The 15,763-nt window shown below is 65.4% G+C and carries 12 protein-coding genes; all 12 read left to right on the top strand.

Annotation, left to right across the window (positions count from 1 at the left end; all coding sequences use genetic code 11):
* Nucleotides 1-140: 140 nt before the first annotated feature.
* Nucleotides 141-1,865: a hydantoinase/oxoprolinase family protein gene (locus tag AXF13_RS11250; protein ID WP_062253330.1), complete on the top strand. Its 1,725-nt coding sequence runs from the start codon at nucleotides 141-143 to the stop codon at nucleotides 1,863-1,865.
* Between the two features lie 9 nt (nucleotides 1,866-1,874).
* On the top strand, nucleotides 1,875-3,377 hold the full coding sequence (gene glpK / locus AXF13_RS11245) for a glycerol kinase GlpK (RefSeq protein ID WP_062253328.1): 1,503 nt from the start codon (nucleotides 1,875-1,877) through the stop codon (nucleotides 3,375-3,377).
* Between the two features lie 7 nt (nucleotides 3,378-3,384).
* Nucleotides 3,385-3,864, top strand: coding sequence for a tRNA (cytidine(34)-2'-O)-methyltransferase (locus tag AXF13_RS11240; protein ID WP_062253326.1), 480 nt, complete (start codon nucleotides 3,385-3,387; stop codon nucleotides 3,862-3,864).
* The gene (locus tag AXF13_RS11235; protein WP_062253324.1) at nucleotides 3,855-4,904 is read left to right on the top strand and encodes a CobD/CbiB family cobalamin biosynthesis protein; all 1,050 of its coding nucleotides are present in this window, start codon (nucleotides 3,855-3,857) and stop codon (nucleotides 4,902-4,904) included. Before AXF13_RS11240 ends, AXF13_RS11235 begins: the two co-directional genes overlap by 10 nt.
* Before the next feature lie 10 nt (nucleotides 4,905-4,914).
* The gene (locus tag AXF13_RS11230; protein WP_009302854.1) at nucleotides 4,915-5,658 is read left to right on the top strand and encodes a sulfite exporter TauE/SafE family protein; all 744 of its coding nucleotides are present in this window, start codon (nucleotides 4,915-4,917) and stop codon (nucleotides 5,656-5,658) included.
* A gap of 12 nt (nucleotides 5,659-5,670) precedes the next feature.
* Nucleotides 5,671-8,802 carry an efflux RND transporter permease subunit gene (locus AXF13_RS11225; protein ID WP_062253322.1) on the top strand — a complete coding sequence of 1,044 codons (3,132 nt, stop codon included), beginning with the start codon at nucleotides 5,671-5,673 and terminating at the stop codon, nucleotides 8,800-8,802.
* Nucleotides 8,803-8,816: 14 nt separating this feature from the next.
* Nucleotides 8,817-9,863, top strand: coding sequence for an alpha/beta hydrolase (locus tag AXF13_RS11220; RefSeq protein ID WP_223299909.1), 1,047 nt, complete (start codon nucleotides 8,817-8,819; stop codon nucleotides 9,861-9,863).
* A gap of 1 nt (nucleotide 9,864) precedes the next feature.
* The gene (locus AXF13_RS11215; protein WP_150116171.1) at nucleotides 9,865-10,605 is read left to right on the top strand and encodes a YkgJ family cysteine cluster protein; all 741 of its coding nucleotides are present in this window, start codon (nucleotides 9,865-9,867) and stop codon (nucleotides 10,603-10,605) included.
* A gap of 282 nt (nucleotides 10,606-10,887) precedes the next feature.
* On the top strand, nucleotides 10,888-12,102 hold the full coding sequence (locus tag AXF13_RS11210) for a bifunctional 3,4-dihydroxy-2-butanone-4-phosphate synthase/GTP cyclohydrolase II (RefSeq protein WP_062253317.1): 1,215 nt from the start codon (nucleotides 10,888-10,890) through the stop codon (nucleotides 12,100-12,102).
* Between the two features lie 352 nt (nucleotides 12,103-12,454).
* Nucleotides 12,455-13,030, top strand: a complete 576-nt coding sequence (locus AXF13_RS11205) for a cytochrome b/b6 domain-containing protein (protein WP_008681978.1) — start codon at nucleotides 12,455-12,457, stop codon at nucleotides 13,028-13,030.
* Between the two features lie 325 nt (nucleotides 13,031-13,355).
* Entirely contained in the window at nucleotides 13,356-13,823 is a 468-nt protein-coding gene (locus AXF13_RS11200; protein WP_062253315.1) for an EVE domain-containing protein, read from the top strand.
* 553 nt (nucleotides 13,824-14,376) lie between these two features.
* Nucleotides 14,377-15,762: an FAD-binding oxidoreductase gene (locus AXF13_RS11195; RefSeq protein ID WP_062253314.1), complete on the top strand. Its 1,386-nt coding sequence runs from the start codon at nucleotides 14,377-14,379 to the stop codon at nucleotides 15,760-15,762.
* The last annotated feature ends 1 nt before the right edge of the window (nucleotide 15,763 follow it).

The following is a 15,763-nucleotide window of genomic DNA, read 5'->3' as shown; positions in this document are numbered from 1 at the left end:
ATCCCGACATGCAACGATGACAGGGTATATGCAAATGAGGTGTGTTTGCGCGGTCCCGCGCGTGGAAAAGCTCTGGCCCGCCGGGGCGGCATGGCGTATGCTCCGGCGCACTGCAAGCATACTTCACAGGCGGAGCGAGCATGAAAGCAAGCACAGTACTGGGCATTGACGCGGGCGGCACCCATACCGACGCGGTGCTGATCACCGGCCACGGGGCGGATCTGCGCCTGGCGGCCTCGGCCAAGGTCAAAACCCGCCATGACGATCTGCCCGCCTCGGTGCGGGAAGTGCTGGCGGCTCTGGCCGGAGAGCCGGGAAGCGACGGCGCGGCGGCCCTGGCCGCCGTGGAGCGCGTGACCCTGGGCACGACCCTGGCGGTCAACGCCCTGGTGCAGGGCCGGGCCGGCACGGTGGGGCTGGCGCTTTCCGCCGGGCCGGGCCTGAACCCCGCGCGCTTTGCCCTGGGCGAACATGTCTGCGTGGCGCCCGGCGGCCTGGACCACCGGGGCGTGGAAGTGAGCCCCCTGCAAACGGACGGCCTGGCCCGGCAGGCGGCGGCCTGGCGTGACGCGGGCGTGGCCGCCGTGGCCTGCGTGGGCAAATTTTCGCCGCGCAATCCGGCCCATGAGCGCGTCATGGGCGCGGCAGTGGCCAAAGCGTCAGGCTTGCCCGTCACCCTGGGGCACCGGCTCTCAGGACGGCTCAATTTTCCCCGCCGGGTGGCCACGGCCTATTACAACGCGGCCGTGCAGCGCCTGCACAACGCTTTTCTGGACGCCGTGGAGGCGGCCCTGGCCGACGCGGGCATCCATGCGGCCACCCGGCTGCTCAAGGCCGACGGCGGCGCGGTGCCGGTATCCCTTTCGCGGCGCGAGCCGGTGCAGTCCATTTTGTCCGGCCCGGCGGCCAGCGTCATGGGCGTCATGGCCCTCTGTCCGGAAGCGGGGCGGGGCTGCTCCCTGCTGCTGGACATGGGCGGCACCACCACGGACATGGCCCTGTTCGCCGACGGCTCGCCGGTGATCGACCGTGACGGCATGTTGTTGCAGGGCCGCCGCACTCTGGTGCGGGCTCTGGCCTCGACGTCCATCGGCGTGGGCGGGGATTCCCTGCTCACCGTGGAGGGCACGGGCGCGGCGACGCGCGTGCGGACAGGCCCCCTGCGCGAAGGCCCGGCCATGGCCTTCGGCGGCGTTCGGCCCACCCTGCTGGACGCGCTGAATGCGCTGGACGGCAACAGCGCCTCCGGCGACCGGGGCAACGTGGCCGCCTCGCGCGACGGCGTGGCGGCCCTGGCGGTCTTGTGCGGCCTGGAACCCCGCGTCCTGGCCCAAAAGGCCGTGGACGACGCCCTGGCGCGGGTCACGCGGGCCGCACATGAACTTATCGACGCGGTCAACGCGCGGCCCATCTACACATTGGCCGCGCTCAAGGCCGCGCGCGAGGCCCGCCCCGACCGGATCTGGCTGGTGGGCGGCCCGGCGGACTGCATCCGCGAGCGGCTGGCGGCGGCCTTCGGCCTGCCTGTGGCCAGCCCGCCGCACGCCGCCGTGGCCAATGCCGTGGGCGCGGCCCTGACCCTGCCCACGGCCGGGCTGGAAATTTACGCGGACACGGGCCGGGGCCTGCTGCGCGCGCCCGCCCTGGATCTGGAGGAGCGCATCAACAAGGGCTTTACTCTGGACGCCGCCGAGCGCCGCGCCGGGGAACTGCTTGAGGCCCACCTGGCCGCCGAGGGCGTGCCGGATGCGGCCGTGGAAGTGCTGGAGGCCGACCTTTTCGCCACCCTGGACGACAGCGGCTACGGCTCCAAGGACATCCGGGTGGCCTGCCAGGTGGTGCCGGGCATTGCCGGGAGGTTATAGGGGAAGCGCATGACCGCCTCGTATATTCTGGCTCTGGACCAGGGCACCACCAGCTCGCGGGCCATTCTGTTCGACCGCCGGGGCCGTATGCTCCAGGTGGCGCAAAAAGAATTCACCCAGATCTATCCACGGCCCGGCTGGGTGGAGCACAGCCCGGACGAGATTTTCGACACCCAGGCCCATGTGGCCCGCGACTGCCTCAGGCAGGCCGGGGTGCAGGGGCATGAGCTGGCCGCCGTGGGCATCACCAACCAGCGGGAAACCACCGTGGTCTGGGACCGGGCCGGCGGCGCGCCGGTGTATAACGCCATCGTCTGGCAGGACCGCCGCACCGCCGCTGTCTGCGACCGGCTGCGTGCCGAAGGCAAGGCTGAAATCATCCGTCAAAAGACCGGCCTGGTGCTGGACGCCTATTTCTCCGGCACCAAGATCGGCTGGATTCTGGACAACGTGCCCGGCGCGCGGGCCAGGGCCGAGGCGGGCGAGCTGCTCTTCGGCACTGTGGATTCCTGGCTGATCTGGAATTTCAGCAAACGCGGCGCGCACCTCACCGACCCCTCCAATGCCAGCCGCACCCTGCTGTTCAACATTCATACCGGCCAATGGGACGACGAGCTGCTGGACCTGCTGGGCGTGCCGCGCGCCATGCTGCCCGAGGTGGTTCCTTCCTCCAGCCTCATGACCCGCGTCCATCCCGAGTTTTTCGGCCACCCCGTGCCCGTGGCGGGCGCGGCGGGCGACCAGCAGGCCGCCGCCTTCGGCAATGCCTGCCTGCACGAGGGCATGGTCAAGAACACTTACGGCACGGGCTGTTTCCTGCTGCTGAACACCGGCGCGCGGCCCAGGGAGAGCCGGAACAACCTGCTGGCCACCGTGGCCTGGGAAACGCCGCGCGGCAGAAGTTATGCCCTGGAGGGCAGCGTTTTCGCGGGCGGGGCCGTGGTCCAGTGGCTGCGCGACGGCCTGGGCTTCATTCGGGATTCGTCAGAAATGGAAGGGCTGGCCGCCAGCGTGCCGGACAACGGCGGCGTCTATCTGGTGCCCGCCTTCACGGGCCTGGGCGCTCCGCATTGGGATCAGTACGCGCGCGGCATCCTGGTGGGCCTGACCAGGGGCACGGAGCGCGGGCACATTGCCAGGGCGGCCATTGAGGCCATCGCTCTCCAGACGCTGGACGTCATGGAGGCCATGCGGGCGGATGCCGGTCTGGATCTCAGCCTGCTGCGCGTGGACGGCGGGGCCAGCCGCAACAATATGCTCATGCAGTGCCAGGCCGACCTCACCGGCGTGGGCGTGGAACGCCCGGTGGTTACGGAAACCACGGCCCTGGGGGCCGCCTGCCTGGCGGGTCTGGCCGTGGGCTTCTGGCAGGACGAGCAGGAAGCGGCCTCCCTCTGGCAACTGGACCGCCGCTTTGAGCCAAAAATGCCTGAGGAGCGGCGCGCCGAGCTGCTCCACCACTGGTGCCGGGCCGTGGAGCGCTCCCGCCGCTGGATCGAGACCGAGGAGTGAAGCCCGCATGCGGATAGTTCTTTTTGAGCCCGAAATCCCTCCCAATACCGGCAATGTGGCCCGGCTCTGCGCTGCCACCGGTACGGAGCTGCACCTCATCGAACCCCTGGGCTTCAAGCTGGAAAACCGCTATCTCAAGCGCGCCGGTCTGGACTACTGGCCCAATGTGCGCCTGTTCACCTGGCCGGACTGGCGGGCCTTCGCGCAACGTCCCGGCAGGCCCGCGGCGGAGCGCTGGGTCATGACCTCGGCCAAGAGCCGCCACGGCAGCGCGCCTGTGCAGCATTTCGCCTTCCAGCCGGAAGACAGCCTGATCTTCGGCCCGGAAACGCGCGGCCTGCCGCCGGAAATGCTGGACGCCTCGCCGCATCATGTGCGCATCCCCATGCGTGAGGGCGGGGTACGCAGCCTGAATCTCTCCACCTCGGCGGGCATTGTGCTGTATATGGCTCTGGCCGCCAGCGGCCTGCTGGAACAATGGACCTGAGCCTCCTGCGGTCTTTGTTCCCGTACTCGGTGTGGGACTGCTGGTGGCTGGCCCCCGTGGCCCTGTTGCTGGATCTCCGGCTGGGCGATCCCGCCTTGCCCTGGCCGCATCCGGTCTGTTTCGCGGGCCGTCTGCTGGGCCGCCTGGAAGGCCCGGCCCGGCGCTGGATGCGGCGCGGCGGCGCGGCAGGCGAAAAACGGCGCGGGCGGCTGGCGGGGCTGGTCTGCCTGTTTTTGCTGACCGGCGTGAGCGGCCTGGCGGTCTGGCTGCTGATTTCGCTGCCGTTGCTGGGAGTGCTGTCGGCCGTGTATCTGGCCTGGGCCGGACTGGCCATGGGCAGCCTGCTGGATACGGGCAGGGAAGTGTTGCGCCGGGTGGAAACATACCCCGAGCCTGAAGCGCGCGAGGCCCTGTCCCGGCTGGTCAGCCGGGATACCGGCCGTATGGACCGCCCGCTGATGCGCAAGACCCTGGCTGACACCCTCTCGGAAAATTTTACCGACGCGCTGCTGGCCCCGTTTTTCTGGCTCTTGCTGGCCGGTCCCGTGGGCCTGTGGATGTACAAGGCCGTGAGCACCGCGGATTCCATGTGGGGCTATCTGACGGAGCACTGGCGCTGGCTGGGTTGGGCCGGGGCCCGCGCCGACGACTGCCTGGCCTTCATTCCCGCGCGCCTTTCCGTGGGGGCTTTACGGCTGACGGATGTTCTGCTGCGCTGTCTGAGGCCCGCAGCGCGGATCTGGGACGGTTCATGGCCGGGCTTCCGGGTGGTGGCCCGGCATGCGGTGGGCATGCCCAGCCCCAATTCCGGCTGGTCCATGGCCGCCTGCGCCTGGCTCTGCCGGGCGCGCATGGCCGGGCCTTCGGTCTATTTCGGCGCACTGGTGGACAAGCCTTGGCTGGGACCGCCGCGTGAATCCGCCGCCCCCTGGGACCGCGCCCGCCTGCTGGCCTTGTGCGCGCTTATGCGCTATAGCGCCCTTTACGGCGGCCTGTCGCTCTGGCTGGCCTGTCTCTTACTCCGTTTTTTCTTTGCCTGAAGGATGCTCCATGTTGCTGGCCGTATTGTATGCCTTTTGTCTGGCTGTGGGCTTTCTGACCGGGGCCACCGGCGTGGGCGGCGTGCTGGTGCCGCCCGCCCTGGTGCTGTTGAGCGGGCTTGAAACCCATACGGCCATGGGCACGTCCTTGGCCGCCATGTTTTTTCTGACCCTTCTGGGCACCTGGATGTTCTGGCGGCTGGGCCTGATCCGCTGGCGCGAAGCCCTGCCCCTGGTGCTCGGCGGCGGTCTGGCGGGCTGGCCCGGCGCCTGGTGCAACGCCCGTCTGGACGCCGGGCCGCTGATCTACATTCTGGGCGCGGTTATTGTGCTGGCCGGGCTGTGCGCCCTGCGGCCGCCGACGGCCCGCGACAAGGGCAATCTCTTCTGGCATGGAAAGGCGGGCCTGTTCGGCATCGGCGCGGCCACGGGCTTTGTGGCCGGGCTCACCGGCGTGGGCGGGGGGGTGCTCTCCGTGCCCTGGATGATCATTGTGGGCTATGCGCCGCTGACGGCCGTGGCCCTGTCCATGCCTTTCCAGGTGCTGGCGACCCTGTCCGGCTCCCTGGCCAACGTGACCGGGGGCTATCTGGATTACAACCTGCTGCCCGGCGTGACCCTGGCCTGCCTGTTCGGCTTCTGGCGGGGCGTGGCCGCGGCCCGGCGCATGTCGCCCCTGCTGCTGCGCCGGGCCATCGGCGTGGTCTGCTGCGCTTTGGGCGTTTTTTTGCTTGTGCGCCAGCTCATGTCTTAGCATACTCCAGCCATGAATATAGCCGCCGTATTCATCCGCCGTCCTGTCGCCACCGCCCTGCTCATGCTGGGCATGCTCTTTTTCGGCGTTACCGGCTACCTTTCCCTGCCGGTGAACCAGCTGCCCAACGTGGACTTTCCCACCATCCAGGTCATGGCCGACCTGGCGGGCGCGGACCCGGAAACCATGGCCGCCTCCGTGGCCACGCCCCTGGAAAAGGAATTTTTCACCATCGCGGGCATTGATTCCATTTCCTCGGTCAATGCCGTGGGCCGCACCCGCATCACCATCCAGTTCGCCCTGGACAGGAATATCGACGCGGCGGCCCTGGACGTGCAGTCGGCCATCGGTCTGGCCCAGCGCCGCCTGCCCACCAGCATGACCACGCCCCCCAGTTTCCGCAAGGTCAACCCGGCGGACATGCCCATTCTCTATCTGCGCGTTTCCTCGCCGACCCTGCCGCTGTACCAGCTCAACGAATACGCGGATACGCTCATCGGCCAGCGCCTGTCCATGGTGGAAGGCGTGGCCCAGGTGGTCATTTACGGCCAGAAGAAATACGCCGTGCGCGTGCAGCTGGACCCGGACGAGCTGGCCTCGCGCGGGCTGGGCATCGACGAGGTGGCCGACGCCGTGGCCGCCGCCAACTCCATGCTGCCCACCGGTTCCCTGGAGGGCGAGCAGCGGGCCAGCTCCATCAAATCCTCAGGCCAGCTGCTCAACGCCCGGGCCTTCCGCGACACGGTGGTGGCCTACCGTAACGGCGCGCCCGTGCGCCTGCGCGATCTGGGCACGGTGGAAGACAGCGTGCAGCAGGACAAACAGATCTCCTGGAGCAACGGCGGCGTGCCCAGCATCACCCTGGCCGTGGAGCGCCAGCCCGGCACCAACACAGTGCAGGTGGTGGACGCCATCCGCAAGCTGCTGCCCGCCCTGGAGCGCCAGGTGCCGCCTTCGGTCAAGGTGGACGTTTTTTACGACCGTTCTGAATCCATCCGCGAATCCGTGGCCGACGTGAAGTTCACCCTGGTGCTCACGGTTTTTCTGGTGGTGCTGGTCATCTTCATCTTTCTGCGCAATCTCCCGGCCACGGTCATTCCCAGCCTGGCGCTGCCCATGTCCGTGATTTCCACCTTCGCGGTCATGGCCGTGCTGGGCTACAGCCTGGACAATCTCTCGCTCATGGCCCTGACGCTCGCCGTGGGCTTTGTGGTGGACGACGCCATCGTCATGCTGGAAAACATCGTCCGCCACCAGGAAATGGGCAAGGACCCCCTCAGGGCGGCTTACGACGGCTCGGCGGAAATCGGCTTCACCATTGTCTCCATGACCATCTCCCTGGCGGCGGTCTTTATTCCCGTGCTGTTCATGGGCGGCATCGTGGGGCGGCTGTTCCGGGAGTTCGCGGTGGTCATCATCACGGCCATCCTCTGTTCCGGCGTGGTTTCGCTCACGCTCACGCCCATGCTCTGCGCCTATTTCCTGAAAGCCGGGCAGAAGCACAAGGCCGGATATGAGGGCATGTACGGCAGGCTGGAACGCATGTTCGACTGCCTGGCGGCGGGTTATGCCCGTTCGCTGGATTACGTGCTGCGCCATCGCCTGGCCGCGCTCGGCGCCTCCCTGGGCCTGCTGGTCCTGACCATCTGGCTGGGCGTGGTCATGCCCAAGGGTTTTCTGCCCGCCGAGGACATGGGCTTTCTGGTCGCCAGCACCGAAGCGGAGCAGGGTGTTTCCTTCCAGGGCATGGTGGACGCCCAGCACAAGCTGGATACCCTGCTGGAAAAGCAGCCCCATGTCTCCATGTTCAACTCCGTGGTGGGCATTGTGGGCTCCAGCCAGAGCATGAACAACGGCATTCTGCTCATGCACCTCAAGCCTCATGACCAGCGCCCGAACATCGAGACCGTGGCCCAGCGCCTGCGGCGGGAGCTGAACACCTCCCCGGCCCTGCGGGTTTTTGTGCGCGTGCCCCCGGCCATCAATATCGGCGGGCGCTCCTCCAAGGCTCTCTATCAGTATACCCTGTCCGGACCGGACATGGCGGCCCTTTACGACAGCGCCCAGAAGGTGGAGGAGGCCCTGCGCAAGCTGCCCGAAATCCAGGATGTGAACAGCGATCTGCAGCTCAAGAACCCGGAGCTGCGCGTGACCATCGACCGCAACCGGGCCGCCGCTCTGGGCGTGAGCCCGCAGCAGATTGAGCTGGCCCTGCAATCGGCCTACGGCTCGCGCGAGATCTCCACTATTTACGCGCCCACCAATGACTACAAGGTCTTTGTGGAACTACAGAAGCGCTTCCAGCAGGACAGCTCGGCCCTGTCCCGTCTGTACGTGCGCTCCAAAGACGGGGATCTGGTGCCTCTGGACACCCTGGCCAAACTCTCGCCCGGCGTGGGACCTATCGCCGTGAACCACAACGGGCAGTTCCCGGCCGTGACCATCTCGTACAATCTGCGGCCCGGCGTGGCTCTGAGCCAGGGCGTGGGGGCCGTGGAAGCCACGGCTCGGCCGTTGCTGCCCGACTCGGTGACCGCCGAGTCCCAGGGCACGGCCCAGGCCTTTCAGAATTCCCTTCAGGGCATGGGCTGGCTGCTGATCCTGGCCATTGTGGTCATCTATCTGGTGCTGGGCATCCTCTATGAGAGCTTCATCCATCCCCTGACTATTCTCTCCGGCCTGCCTTCGGCGGGTTTCGGCGCGCTGGCGACGCTCTGGCTGTTCGGCCTGGAACTGGATCTCTACGGCTTTGTGGGCGTGATCATGCTGCTGGGCATTGTCAAGAAAAACGCCATCATGATGCTGGACTTCGCGTTGGAGGCCCAGCGGCGCGACCCCTCGATCACGCCGCTGGCCGCCATTACCGAGGGCTGTCACGTGCGCTTCCGGCCTATCATGATGACGACCATGGCCGCGCTCATGGGCGCGCTGCCCATCGCCATCGGCATCGGGGCCGGGGCCGAGGCCCGGCGGCCTCTGGGCCTGGCCGTGGTGGGCGGGCTGTGTTTTTCGCAGATCGTGACCCTCTACATCACGCCGGTGTATTACTATTATATGGAAAAGTTCTCCCGCCGCCTGAACCGCAGCTACGGCGGGCGGTTCCATGACGGCGGAGCGGAGGCCAGAGCCGATTCCGGCGCATGATGCACGAGGTTACTATGAAAAAAATATATGTTCTTCTGCTGGCGTTGCTCTGCGCCGCCCCGGCCGGGGCCGCCGAGAGCACACGCTGTTTCAATGCCGACGGCCCCAAACTTTCCGTGCAGTCTGGCGTGGTGCGCGACGGACTGCGCCTTCTGCTGCGCGTGCCCGGACTCAGGGGGGACAATTTTCTGCGCGCGGCGCGCAACTACGTCAACAGCGAGTCGTCCTGGAAAGCCCCGCGAGGCTATACGATCACGCGCGCGGCCCTCAAAAACTGCGGCGCCGAACTTCTGCACAAGGACGGCGAGCCCCGTGAGCGGGCGGTTTTGCTGTTGCACGGCGGGGCCTATATCCTGAAACTTTCCAATATCTACCGCGGCATGGCCGTGCGCTATTCGCGCATGGCCGGGGATGCCGACGTGTTCAGCCCGGACTATCGCCTGGCCCCGGAACACGTCTTTCCGGCGGCCCTGGACGACGCCCTGGACGCCTGGAACTGGCTGCTGGCCCAGGGCTACAAGCCGGAAAACATTCTGGTGGTGGGGGACAGCGCGGGCGGCAATCTGGCTCTGGCCCTGACCCTCAGTCTGCGCGACGCGGGCAGGCCGCTGCCCCGCGCCCTGGTCTGCATGTCGCCGTGGACGGATATGACCGGCTCGGGCGAATCGCACATCAAAAATGCGGATATTGATCCCATTTTCGGCAACAATCCCGAATATATGCCGCCCAGGGACGGGGCCATGCCCAAGACCCTGCCCTTTATCTTGAGCTATGTGGGCAAGACAGACCCTAAAAATCCCTATCTTTCCCCGGTCTTCGCCTCCTACACGGGCTTTCCGCCCATGCTGATCCAGGTGGGCACGGACGAAATTCTGGAAAGCGACTCCGAAATCGTCTACCGGCATGCCGTGGACGCGGGCGTGGACGCCACCCTGACCCGTTATTACGGTTTGTTCCACGTTTTCCAGATTTTCGGGGACGCCCTGCCGGAAAGCAGGCACGCCTGGGAAGAGGTCAGACAGTTCATCGCCCTGAAATTTCTTGCCCCGCTGCCGCGATAACATGTCGACGCCCATGCCTGAAACGCCCGCTGCGCGCTGCCGCCGTTGCGGAGAATGCTGTCTGCGCGGCGGCCCGACGTTGATGCGCGAGGATGCCCCCCTGTTGGCAGGGGAGGGGGCTTTGCCTTTGGAGGCCCTGGTCTGCCTGCGGGCCGGAGAGTGGGCGCGTGACGACGCGCGCGGCGTGTTGCGGCCTCTGGACAGGGAACTGCTTAAATTGGCGGCCACGGGCGAGTCCGGCCATCCCTGGCGCTGTCTGTACTACAGGGACGGCGCGGGCTGCTGCATCTACGCCCGGCGTCCCGTGCAGTGCCGTGTTCTGCTCTGCGCGGACACCGCCCCCCTGGAGGCTTTGCTGGCCAACAGGCAAAGCCTGGACCGTTGCGCCGCCCTGGAGGTTTGGGCGGAGGCTTTGGCGGGTGCCGGGCCGGGGCTGCCGTCCGCCGCGCGCGCCTGCTGGCCGGAACTGGCCGGAGCCCATGACGAGGCCTGCCCGGCGGGCAAGGCTCTGGCCCTGGCGTCGGCTCTGGGCTTCCGGCCCCGCCTTGCGCCCGCTCCGGCCCCGCTCGCGGAGGAAGATCGGGAAGCCGCGCGCGCCGAACTGGCGGAGCTGGTCCGTTACGACGCCGCCTTCCGCGAACTCTGCGCCACGCGCGGCCGCGTGCCCGCGCGGGTGTTGCCTTTTCTGTTGGGCAGGCCGCTGGCGGCCCTGCTGTGGGACGTGGGCCTGCGGGTGGGATAAACAGCCTGGGCAATTGAATGGACAGAGCGAAAAAGAAAAATACTCTTGCGTCAGCCTTCCCGCAAAACCAGCTCCCCGCTCACTTGCCGACTGTCTCGGCCGCGTTCGCGGGAATGAGGAAAGAAGACTTACTTACGGACGCAAATGAATATCCGACGATTGAGGCATTCATTCGATCACCCTGCGGGACAAGCCGCGCCCGGTTGACAGAAGCCCGCCCCCGCCCTACCTTTGCCGCAACCAAATCCCGATCACGACAGTAACTTTACTAAGGATGTAGTCATGCCTTTGTGCAGCGTTGAAGAAGCCGTTGCCGACATCCGGCTGGGCAAAATGGTCATTCTGGTGGACGATGAGGACCGCGAGAACGAGGGCGACCTGACCATGGCCGCCGAACACGTCACGCCGGAAGCCATCAATTTCATGGCCCGTTTCGGGCGCGGCCTGATCTGCCTGCCCATGGCCCCGGAACTGACCGACCGCCTGCAACTGCCTCTGATGACCCAGCGCAACGGTTCGCGTTTCGGAACCAATTTCACGATTTCCATTGAGGCCCGCGAGGGCATTTCCACCGGCATTTCCGCCGCTGACCGCGCCGCCACCATCAAGGTCGCCGTGGCGGACAACGCCCGGCCCGAGGATATCGTTTCGCCCGGCCATGTCTTTCCGCTCCGGGCCAAAGCCGGAGGCGTGCTGTCGCGCACCGGCCAGACCGAGGGCAGCGTGGACCTGGCCCGCCTGGCGGGCCTCAAACCGGCGGCCGTGATCTGCGAGATCATGCGCGACGACGGCACCATGGCCCGCATGCCGGACCTGGAGAAATTCGCCGCCGAGCACGACATCAAGATTGCGGCGGTCCGAGACATCATCCGCTACCGTTTGGAACGCGGCCAGGTTTCCGTGCGTTGCGACGCGCACGCCCATTTGCCCAGCCTGTACGGCGACTTCACGGTCTATGCCTACGAGAGCGAACTGGAGCCCGGCACCCATCTGGCCCTGGTCAAGGGCGACATCAGCGGACCGGAGCCCGTGCTGGTGCGCGTGCACAGCCAGTGCCTGACCGGCGATGCCTTGGGCTCGTTGCGCTGCGATTGCCGGGGCCAGCTCGGCGCGGCCCTGCGCCAGATCGAACAGGAAGGGCGCGGGGTGCTGCTCTACATGCGCCAGGAAGGGCGCGGCATCGGCCTTGCCAACAAGATCCGGGCCTATGCCCTGCAGGACCAGGGCTACGACACGGTGGAGGCCAACCGCATGCTGGGCTTCCCCGACGACCTGCGGGACTATGGTACCGGCGCGCAGATCCTGGTGGATCTGGGCATCCGCAAGATCCGCCTGCTGACCAATAATCCCAAGAAAATCGTGGGGCTTTCGGGCTACGGCATTGAAATCGTGGAGCGCGTGCCCATCGAAATCGAATCCTGCCCGGAAAATGAAGCCTATCTGCGCACCAAGAAAGAGAAGATGGCGCATCTGCTGAGCGGCATCCGCTGCCATTAGGGGCTTTGGCACTATGCCTTTTTGCCCGCTCGCTGCGTTAGATGTCATCTGCTTTTTCAGTCGAGTACCAAAAGAGCACACTCCTTCAAAGCAGGCTTATCTTCCTTGCGGGCGAACAAAAATTCTATAGTGTCAACAGTCCCTGGTCTGTCTCTGGCCTGTCTGTTCCCGGCGCTGATTGTATTTCATGCCCGGATTTCCCATGGGAAATCCGGGCATGGCGTTTTTGAGCGTTTGCGGGTAACTAACAGACATGACGCGCGTTCCAGGGCACGGAGTGGAACGCGCCTACCGGGTCGAATGCCTGAGTTACGGCCCTGCATCCCGGAGGGAGGACCACCGGGAGAAAACAATGAAGATACAAGAGCTGATCAAAACCCAGTCCGAGCTGCTGTGGCGGTTCATGGGTTTCTTCCAGAGCCCCTTTCTGCGCGTGCTGCATGCGCTGGTGGTTCTTTTCGTCATCCTGCAGCTATGCAGCAGCACGTTGATGCGGGTAACGCCGGACGGAGCTTCCTGGACGGCTTGGTATCACATGCTGGAGGGGATGAGCCTGTGCGTTCTGGGCGTGATTGTCGCGGCCTACAGCCTGGGCAAGCACGGCCTGAAATATTTTTTCCCCTATCTCTGGGGCGACGTGGATCAGATCCGTAAGGACCTGATCGCCAGCCTGCACGGCCGGCTCGTGGCGCCCCGGCCCGGCGGCCTGGCTACTTCCGTACAGGGCCTGGGTCTGGGCGCGTTGCTGCTGACCGCCTTTTCCGGCCTGACCTGGTTCTTGCTCTGGCGGGACGGTTCCCCCGCCGCGCATGGCTGGCGCGTGACGCACGAGTGGCTTGCCTGGCTGGTAATCGTGTACTTCATCGGCCACGGCGGCATGGCCTTGCTGCATTTTTTTGTCTGGCAGCGGCAGGTGGCGAAAAAGTAAGGGAAGCGCTGATTACTGATCTTTTTACCCTCCAACTGCGGTTCGCCGTGCTCCAGCCGTAGCCGTGAACGGCTCAAGCAAGCCGCTGACGCGGCAACGGCTTACGCCCTTGATCGAGACAGAAATCTTCAGTAATCAGTGCTTCCCCAACCGTTTTTTCGGAGTCCCGGTCCGCTTCAAGGCATCGCGATTCCGGAAAATCGCCGCGCCTTGCATCCACACCGCCCACGGGCGGTGTTTTTGCATCCGCACGGGCATTGACGAAAGGGCTGTTCGGCTCCATATGTAAATGAGAATAATTCTTTTTAAAGGGAAAGGGCGAGGCATGAATTACTGGCTTTTCAAGACGGAACCCGGCTGTTTTTCCTGGCAGGACCTGGAGAATTCTCCCGATCAGACCTCGCCCTGGGACGGGGTGCGCAACTATCAGGCCCGCAACTTCATGCGTGCCATGCGGGTGGGCGATCTGGGATTTTTTTACCACAGCGGGCAGCAGCCGGGCATTGTGGGCATTGTGGAAATTGTGCGCGCGGCCTACCCGGACGCCACGGCCCAGGACCCGGAGAATCAGCATTTCGACCCCAAGGCCACGCCGGAAAAGCCCATTTGGGAAATGGTGGATGTGCGCCTGCGCCGCGCCCTGCCGCATCCCTTGAGCCGCAAGGAGTTGGCTGCCTGGCCCGAGTTGTCCGGCATGGAACTGATGAAGCGGGGCAGCCGCCTTTCCGTGCAACCCGTGGCCGCTAAAGCCTTCGCCTTCATTTGCAAGCTGGCCGGGATCCAGCGCCCTTGACCCTTCCGGCCGCAAGCCGCGTGCCGCGCGGGCATGCCTGTACAGCGGCCGCCGGGCGAGGTCGGGTCATTGCGAGCGGCTCCAGCGCCGCTGAAGTTTGCTGCTATGTTGATGGTGATACCACTGCATTTTTTTGGAAAGTCCTCTTTGCAAAAATGACAAAGCAGGCTATACAGTCACATTGTGCAAAGAATCCCAAGCGTTGGCGCGGTTTCCGCGCTCCGAGACCGGACTTTCACAGTTTTCGGGCCGCGCCGTGCGCGGCCTGTTCCCGTAAGGCAATGCGACAGCGGAAAGGTCCGTTGTTCCGGCGGTTGCGGACAGGCTCCCAGTGTCTGATTTTTCAAATGAAACACACAGAACCCGTAGGGTATCGCGGCGGCGTAGCCGCCGTGAGCCGGCGAAAATTGAGGGCATGACCAGGCTCGAAATTTTCGCGATCAGACATCGGGGCGGCTCCGCCGGGGCAAAGGCCGACGTCCCGCAAAGGGCGAATCGTCCATTTGCGGAATGTTTCAGGATACGATGATGCGAGAGCGTGCAAGGAGGCTCTATGGCAAGCCAGGCGTTGATCAAGGATTTTGAAGATCTGATCGGCAAGGAAAATGTGTTCACTTCCGAGGCCGACCGCCAGAGTTATTCATTTGACTCGGCGGTGCTTGAACCCGTGGTTCCGGCGATGGTGCTCCGGCCCACGACCACCGAGCAGCTGGGCCTCTGCGTCAAGAAACTTTATGACAACGGCATTCCCATGACCGTGCGCGGCGCGGGCACCAACCTGTCCGGCGGCACCATTCCGGACCACAGCGATACCGTGGTGGTCTTGACCACAGGCCTGAACCGCATCCTGGAGATCAATCCCAATGATCTCTACGCTGTGGTGGAACCGGGCGTGATCACCGCCGACTTCGCCGCCGCCGTGGCCAAGAAAAATCTTTTCTATCCTCCGGATCCGGGCTCCCAGGCCGTGTCCACCATCGGCGGCAATATCGCCGAGAACGCTGGCGGCCTGCGCGGCCTCAAGTACGGCGTGACCAAGGATTACCTTATGGGCGTCGAATTTTTCGACGCCACGGGCGAGGTGGTCAAAACCGGCTCGCGCACGGTGAAATGCGTCACCGGCTACAATCTGGCGGGCATGCTGATCCAGTCCGAGGGCACCCTGGGCGTCATTTCCCAGGCCATTCTCAAGCTGGTGCCGCCGCCCAAGGCCTCCAAGGCCCTTATGGCGGTCTTCGACGACATGCAGAACGCCGCCGAGGCCGTGGCCGGGATCATTGCGGCCCACGTGCTGCCCTGTACCCTGGAATTTCTGGACAACAACACCATCGTGCGCGTGGACGACTTCACCAAGGCCGGTCTGCCGCGCGACGCGGCGGCCATCCTGCTCATTGAGGTGGACGGCCACCCCGCCCAGGTGGCGGACGACGCCGAGGCTGTGGAGCGCGTGCTCAAGGAAAACAAGGCTGTGGCCGTGCATGTGCCCAAGGACGCGGCCGAGAAATTCAAACTCTGGGAAGCCCGGCGCATGGCCCTGCCGGTGCTGGCCCGCTGCCGTCCCACCACCGTGTTGGAAGACGCCACCGTGCCCCGTTCGCAGATCCCGGCCATGATGAAGGCCGTCAACGACATCGCGGCCAAATACAAGGTGGAGGTGGGCACCTTCGGCCATGCCGGCGACGGCAACCTGCACCCCACCTTCCTTTGCGACAAGCGCGACGCCGAAGAGTTCAAGCGGGTGGAAGAGGCCATCGACGAAATGTTCGACACGGCCATCAGGCTCCAGGGCACTCTCTCGGGCGAGCACGGCATCGGCACGGCCAAGGCCAAGTGGATGGAAAAGGAAACCTCGCGCGGCACGATCCTGTTCTCGCAGCGGCTGCGCCGCGCCCTGGACCCCAAGGGCCTGCTCAATTCCACTAAATTAGTGGGGATTTAGT

This window comes from Desulfovibrio fairfieldensis (assembly GCF_001553605.1).
GTDB lineage: Bacteria > Desulfobacterota > Desulfovibrionia > Desulfovibrionales > Desulfovibrionaceae > Desulfovibrio > Desulfovibrio fairfieldensis.
The sequence above is the reverse complement of the archived record's forward strand: the minus strand, read 5'-3'. Positions and strand labels throughout refer to the sequence as shown.